The following is a 5,969-nucleotide window of genomic DNA, read 5'->3' as shown; positions in this document are numbered from 1 at the left end:
TGCGGGCGGCGAGCGCCAGGTTGTAGACCTTGCGCACACACCCGAACGTGCGCGACAGCTCCGCCGCCTGCGCATCACTGGGACAGAAGCGGTACTTGAACGCCCGCTTCACATGGTTCACGGCCACACGCACAAACCAGCCAGACCCGCAGGTAGAGATCAAACCTGCGGGTCAGGGCACTGGGATCCGCCCTTGCGGCGCATCCCAGCTCTGTGCCCTGCTCCGCAGGGATTTCGTTTCCTCCCCCGGCTGAAGCCGGGGGTATCCACGAAAGGACTCCGATGAAGATCACCGGAAACACGGTCCTGATCACCGGCGGCACCTCGGGTATCGGGCTCGGACTGGCCCTGCGCCTGCACGAGGCCGGCAACACGGTGATCGTCGCCGGCCGGCGTAAGGACCTGCTCGACCAGATCGCCACCGAGCACCCGGGCATCGAGACGCTCGTCCTGGACGTGGCGGACCCCGCGTCGATCACCCGCGCCACAAGCACCCTGGCCGCGAGCCATCCTCAGCTCAACGTGCTGGTCAACAACGCCGGCATCATGCTGCCGGAGAACCTGCTCGATCCGGCCTGCCTGTCGACCGCCGAGGACCACGTCACGACCAACCTGCTCGGCCCGATCCGGATGACGTACGCCTTCCTGCCGCACCTGGTGACCAGGGACGACGCCGCCGTCCTGAACGTCACCTCGGCGCTGGCGTTCGTGCCGTGGCCGGTGACCCCGACTTACAACGCGACCAAGGCTGCCCTGCACTCGTTCTCCGAGAGCCTGCGCGTCCAACTGGCCGGCACGCCCGTCCAGGTGATCGAGGTGGCCCCGCCGGGGGTCCGGACCGGACTGATGGGCCAGCAGGACAACGAGCAGGCCATGCCGCTGGACGAGTTCCTGACCGAGACACTGACACTGCTGGACGCCCAACCCGACGCCAAGGAAATCGTCGTGGAAGGCGCCAAGTTCGCCCGCTACGCCGAGGCCACCGGCACCTACGACCAGGTCCTGACCATGCTCAGCAGCTTCAAAGCCTGACCCGCACAACCCGCGGCCCTGTCCAGCACGCAGATCGAAACGCTCGATGTGATCGCCGGGTACTTCTCGCCCATTGCTCGGTGAGCGTGAGGCGATTGTTGAGCATGGCCGCCCGTGCGGCCGATGCGACAGCGAATCGGGAGTTGGTGATCCAGGAAACGACGACCTGATCGCTGGTAGCAGACCTGCTACCGACGGAGGACTGACCATGATCCACGAGGGAACGACCGACCTGGTCGACACCTTCGCGATGAACACCTTGGCCGTTGCGCTGCTCGGTTTCTGCTCGACGCCGGACTGCCCGCGCCGTTCGCCGCCCTCCTGGTCGACTCCGACCTCGGCGTGAGCCGCGGCGAACTCTTCACCGCCAGCACCGACCTGCAACGACTCATCGGACGCCCGAGCAAGCCGCTCACCGACGTCGTCGCCGCCGCGGTCAAGACAGCCTGAACCGGCCGCAGCACCAACCGGGCAGCCGTCTCAAAGTGTCCCGGCCTTCTGTCCCATTCTCCTTAAGGAGCGCCACCCCGTGACCCCTACCACGCGTGCCCGCAGCGCACTTGTCGCAGTCCTCGCCTCAACCGCCTTGCTGGGTGCCGCCGGCATGCCCGCCGCCGCAGTACCGCCGACCGCCTCCGCCGATCACGCCGGTTACGACTCCTTCGCCCGCCTCGGCTACCAGAAGGCCGTCGCCGTCCGCGTCCTCAAGGGCGTGTTCGAGCAGGGCGACACCGACGTCGTCGACCGCTACGTACGCCCCGACTACATCCAGCACAACCCGTTCGCACCGGACGGCGCCGAGGCGCTGAAGAATCTGGGCGTCGGCTTTCACCAGCAGTTCCCGGACGCCGAGTACGACGTCAAGCGGGTGATCTCCGAGGGCGACCTGGTGGTGGTCCACTCGAACACGGTGAGGACGCCGGGCACGCGGGGCGCGGCGGTGTTCGACATCTTCCGCTTCCAGGACGGGAAGATCGCCGAACACTGGGACGTGGGCCAGAACGTGCCGGAGACCTCCGCGAACGGCAACGACATGTTCTCGACGGAGAGTTGGCCGCGCACACGGCAGCCGGGGCCCGCGTGGCTCACGGCGTCCAGCAAGAAGCTGGTCACCGAGGCCTTCGACGAAATCGTAGTGCGGAAGAACCTGTCGGCAATCGACCGCTACTTTGGGCCCGAATACCACCAGCACAACCCATTCGCCGTCGACGGGGTGGAGGGCGCGAAGGTGGGCCTCGGTGCGTACTTCGAGGCGTTCCCGGCGGTGGCATTCTCACGGAAGCGGGTGATCGCCGAGGGCGACCTCGTCGTGGTCCACAGCCACGCCCTGACCGCCCCCGGTGAGCGCGGTACGGCGTTCATGGATCTCTTCCGGGTGCGGAACGGGAAGGTCGTGGAGCACTGGGATGTGATCCAGGACGTGCCGGAGACCTCCGCGAACGACAACACCATGTTCTAGCCCCGTTTGAGATCTTGGTTCAGGCCCGGGTTGTAGGGCGGCCACCGCGTGATGGTCTGTGTGTTGTGGACAACACTCGAATCTCGCGGTGGCCGCTGGTCACCACGCAGACGTCGCCGGAGGGCGGCAGGTCGTGGCCTCGCTGGCCGCGAAGGCGGCCGGGGTGAGACCGGTGCGGTCGCGTCTGGGTGCTGGCGGGCGCCGTCTACGGCCTCAAGCGCCTACGGGCCGGCACCGACGTGCGGGGGCTGCTGCCGGCCGCCAACTGTGCCGCCTGCGCGGGATCAGGCGGGTCGCCCGCCTTGGCCAACTCACCACCCATCCGGCCTTCGACCGATGTCGGTGCGCCGTTCTCGGCGACCATGATCGGACCCGTCTTCACGGCGTGCGCCAGACGACCGGGAGGTCGTAGCGCTGGCGATCACCGCAAGGGTCCGGGCTGACGGTCAGGATTGAAGGACGACGCACGCCGGCCGGCCAGCAGTGCGCTGTCGCGGCGTCGGGTGGTGACCACGGTGTGTCCGCCGGCGATGTCTGGAGGCCGCCACCCGATCAGATCATCCGGACCATCGAGGTTGTCCAGAATGATGATCCATCGTCGGTCGTGGGGTTCGGCGAGCCAGGTGAGAAAGCGTTGCGCCGCGTGGGTGAGGTCGGTGTCGTCGAGGCCGGTAATCCGGGCATGCGCGCCGGCGTAGCCGGTCAGCACAGCGGTGCGGGAGGCTGCGGTGACCCAGACCGGCAGGTCGACCTGCCGGTCATCCCGTATCCGGTGAGCTAGCCCTGCTGCTGGCCTTGTATGCGCTGTTCCACGAGGTCAAGTCTTCGTCGACGGCCGAGGACCCACCACCGCCTGCGGCCCCGGAGATGCCGCGGTGGTAGTCAACCGTGCACAGGTCCGGCAGGTGGCGGCTGAGCTGGGCCGCCGACGGCGGTTGCGGTCGGTGGGGATCACCGTTGTGGCCGGACTGCACGGTGCGGGGGGGCTTTGGGAAGACTACGCTCGCGGAGATGGTCTGGGCCGAAGAGGACCCCGGCCGTGTGACGGCCGAGGTCTCTCTGCCTCGTGCAGGTGTCGGTTCAGCCGCAGTAGTCGCAGTCGGGGCGGCAGCCGCAGGCGTCTGTCTCCCCGCTGGTGGCCGGAACCACCGCGGTGGGTCGGTGTCCGGACCCGGTCAGGAGTTCCGTTCCACCTCTTCTTCCGCGATGTTCTGCACTCAGTGTCGGCGTACGAGCTGAAGTTCACGTGTACGCCGACACTCAGGTCCAAGCGTCGACCGAGGAGCTGCCGCCCGCGGGGCCCCGGACAGCCGTGGCGGTCAGTTCCCTCACGCGGTCGGCAGGTACTGGAACGCCCGGGGCCTGGAAGATCCATTCCATCGTCTTGTCCAAGCTCACGTCCTTGGGCACTTCGCCGTAGTAGGCCTTGCAGTAGACGGGCGTGCCCGGTTCGCTGCGCCAGCTGTCGGCGAGCGTGCCGATGTCCACCGCGTCGTAGCCGAGGAGGTCGAGCAACTCCACGACCTCCGCCTTGGCGGCGGCATTGTCGCCGGCGATCGGCATGGCACTGCGGTCCGGCGCACCCGAGGGGCGGGCCAGGCTGAACAGCTGGCTGGAGACGATGTTGCTGGCCGCCTTGACCACACGGGAGTCGGCCAGGTGGCGCTGCACCAGCTCGCTGCTCGTCAGCTCGTTCGCGTCCAGCTCGGCGACGCGGCCGTCGCGCACCGGGTAATAGTTCAGCGTGTCGATCACGATCTTGCCCGCCAGCGGCTGGGCCGGGATCTTCTCGTAGGCGCTCAGCGGGATGGACACCACCACCAGGTCCCCGGCCTCGGCGGCCTCGGCGGGAGTGGCCGCCCGGGCGCGGGGGCCGAGTTCGGCGACGAGACCGGCGAGGGACTCGGGGCCGCGGGAGTTGCTCAGGACGACGTCCAGGCCTGCGGCGACAGCAAGGCGGGCCAAGATGCCGCCGACGTTGCCACTGCCGATAATGCCGAGTGTCTTGTTCATGGTGCTCTGTTCTCCCATGGGATGAGGAAATGCCGGACCGGCCGCTGCCGCGAACCGTAACCGGACCGGCTGGTCATGTTGACTACCGTACCACCTAACCGGACCGCACGGTCATGCTGCGTAGAGTGGACCCATGAGCACTGAAGAAGAAGCCGTTGCAGCACCGCCCGCGCGACGGATGAGAGCCGACGCGGTGCGGACGCGCAAGGCGCTACTGAAGGCTGCCGCGGAGGTGTTCGCCGAGCACGGCGCGGAAGGGTCCACTGCACAGATCGCGGCACGGGCGGGGATCGGAAAGGGAACCGTCTTCCGGCATTTCCCCACCAAGGAGCACCTGTTCGCCGCGATCATCAGCGAAGAAATCGACGGACTGGTGACAGTGGGCCGCCAGCAGACCGAGCAGGCCGACGCCGACACCGCCCTGCTGCAGTTCATGAGCGCGGGCGTCGATCTCTACGCAAACAACCGGGCGCTCGCGGAGGCACTCCGCATGGTGCCGGATCTTCGACACCCGGAAATACAGGCCGGACAGGAGCAGCTGATCGCCACAGCCGAGTCACTGGCGCGGCGGGCACAACGCGACGGCTCACTCCGAGCGGACCTGAACGGGCAGGACGTGATGCTGCTGATCTGCGGCGTCTACTACACCGCCGCACCCCTGCTGGCCGCCGATCCGTCGGCCTGGCGGCGCTACCTGCGGCTCACCTTCGACGGCATGTGCGCCACCGGCACCGGGCCCCTACCCCCGGCACTCGTCCACAACTCCTTGCTGCCCACGATCCGGTAGGGCCGACCGGCATGCGCCAGAAGTTCACCGACGCGCGGGCTGCCGCGGCTCCTACAGGCCTCCGCTCTGCGGTCTTCGGTCGGCACCCAGCCGACCGACGCTCCAGCTCGGGCCTCGTCGGCTCCTCGGCGAACCCGTGCGGCCACGGCATCGGCCAGCAGGACGTTCCGTACGCCGAGGAGCCCACGCGTCCGGAACTGGAGCGGTCCTTCTACCTGGACGACGTGGTCACTCCCGGGTCCGCAGCTCATTCTTGCGATCTCCATGGTGGCCGGCTGGGGAGGATTGTCGGTCCATGGATATGTGATCCTCTCCCGCCCCCGCCGATACACCCCCATAGTCGAGACTGCCGGGCGCGCCCGGCCCCTGCGGCGAAGGAGAGAGTCGCCGAGGCCAACGGCGCCTACGACCAGGCGTTGGCCATGCTGAGCGGCGCGAAGGCCTGATCCAGCAACGCACACAATGGAGAGCCGAACGTGAAACCCACCAATGAAGACACCGTCGAAATCAGCAGGGCCCTGGCGCTGTGGGCGCACATCATGGACGACCACGAACTGGACCGTCTCGGCGAATGCCTCACCGAAGACGCGGTGTGGGACGGCAGCGTCTTCGGCGGCGACCCGGTCGTCGGGCTGGACGCGATCGCGACCTTCATGAACGCTCCCGGACACGCGAAAG

8 protein-coding genes are annotated in these 5,969 nt (G+C 67.9%); 5 read left to right on the top strand and 3 right to left on the bottom strand.

Annotation, left to right across the window (positions count from 1 at the left end; translation table 11 throughout):
- Positions 1 to 127: helix-turn-helix domain-containing protein (locus tag ACTWQR_RS55130; RefSeq protein ID WP_443234912.1), on the bottom strand; the 127-nt coding region annotated here is incomplete at its 3' end.
- A gap of 155 nt (positions 128 to 282) precedes the next feature.
- Here ACTWQR_RS55130 and ACTWQR_RS55125 point away from each other — a divergent pair.
- From ACTWQR_RS55125 to ACTWQR_RS55115, 3 genes are all read left to right on the top strand, one after another.
- Complete coding sequence (locus tag ACTWQR_RS55125; RefSeq protein ID WP_443234910.1) at positions 283 to 1,032, top strand: SDR family oxidoreductase; 750 nt, start codon at positions 283 to 285, stop codon at positions 1,030 to 1,032.
- Positions 1,033 to 1,240: 208 nt separating this feature from the next.
- Positions 1,241 to 1,378: a hypothetical protein gene (locus ACTWQR_RS55120; RefSeq protein WP_443234909.1), complete on the top strand. Its 138-nt coding sequence runs from the start codon at positions 1,241 to 1,243 to the stop codon at positions 1,376 to 1,378.
- 183 nt (positions 1,379 to 1,561) lie between these two features.
- The gene (locus ACTWQR_RS55115) at positions 1,562 to 2,491 is read left to right on the top strand and encodes a nuclear transport factor 2 family protein (protein ID WP_443234908.1); all 930 of its coding nucleotides are present in this window, start codon (positions 1,562 to 1,564) and stop codon (positions 2,489 to 2,491) included.
- A 421-nt stretch (positions 2,492 to 2,912) separates the two neighbouring features.
- Here ACTWQR_RS55115 and ACTWQR_RS55110 read toward each other — a convergent pair whose 3' ends face one another.
- The gene (locus tag ACTWQR_RS55110) at positions 2,913 to 3,200 is read right to left on the bottom strand and encodes a hypothetical protein (protein ID WP_443234907.1); all 288 of its coding nucleotides are present in this window, start codon (positions 3,198 to 3,200) and stop codon (positions 2,913 to 2,915) included.
- A gap of 551 nt (positions 3,201 to 3,751) precedes the next feature.
- Positions 3,752 to 4,504, bottom strand: coding sequence for an NADPH-dependent F420 reductase (locus tag ACTWQR_RS55105; protein WP_443234911.1), 753 nt, complete (start codon positions 4,502 to 4,504; stop codon positions 3,752 to 3,754).
- A 133-nt stretch (positions 4,505 to 4,637) separates the two neighbouring features.
- On the opposite strand from ACTWQR_RS55105, the gene ACTWQR_RS55100 reads away from it, so the two are divergent.
- Positions 4,638 to 5,291, top strand: a complete 654-nt coding sequence (locus ACTWQR_RS55100) for a TetR/AcrR family transcriptional regulator (protein WP_443234906.1) — start codon at positions 4,638 to 4,640, stop codon at positions 5,289 to 5,291.
- 476 nt (positions 5,292 to 5,767) lie between these two features.
- On the top strand, positions 5,768 to 5,969 hold a 202-nt coding region (locus ACTWQR_RS55095; protein WP_443234905.1), incomplete at its 3' end, for a nuclear transport factor 2 family protein.

Origin of the sequence: Streptomyces sp. 2A115 (assembly GCF_052245575.1) — a bacterium.
GTDB lineage: Bacteria > Actinomycetota > Actinomycetes > Streptomycetales > Streptomycetaceae > Streptomyces.
This window is presented reverse-complemented; position numbering and strand designations above follow the sequence as displayed.

What these genes read in the sequence shown, in the direction of transcription:
- ACTWQR_RS55125 (WP_443234910.1), top strand. Translation starts at nt 283, where the DNA reads ATGAAGATCACCGGAAACACGGTCCTGATCACCGGCGGCACCTCGGGT.
- ACTWQR_RS55120 (WP_443234909.1), top strand. Translation starts at nt 1,241, where the DNA reads ATGATCCACGAGGGAACGACCGACCTGGTCGACACCTTCGCGATGAAC.
- ACTWQR_RS55105 (WP_443234911.1), bottom strand. Translation starts at nt 4,504, where the DNA reads ATGAACAAGACACTCGGCATTATCGGCAGTGGCAACGTCGGCGGCATC.
- ACTWQR_RS55100 (WP_443234906.1), top strand. Translation starts at nt 4,638, where the DNA reads ATGAGCACTGAAGAAGAAGCCGTTGCAGCACCGCCCGCGCGACGGATG.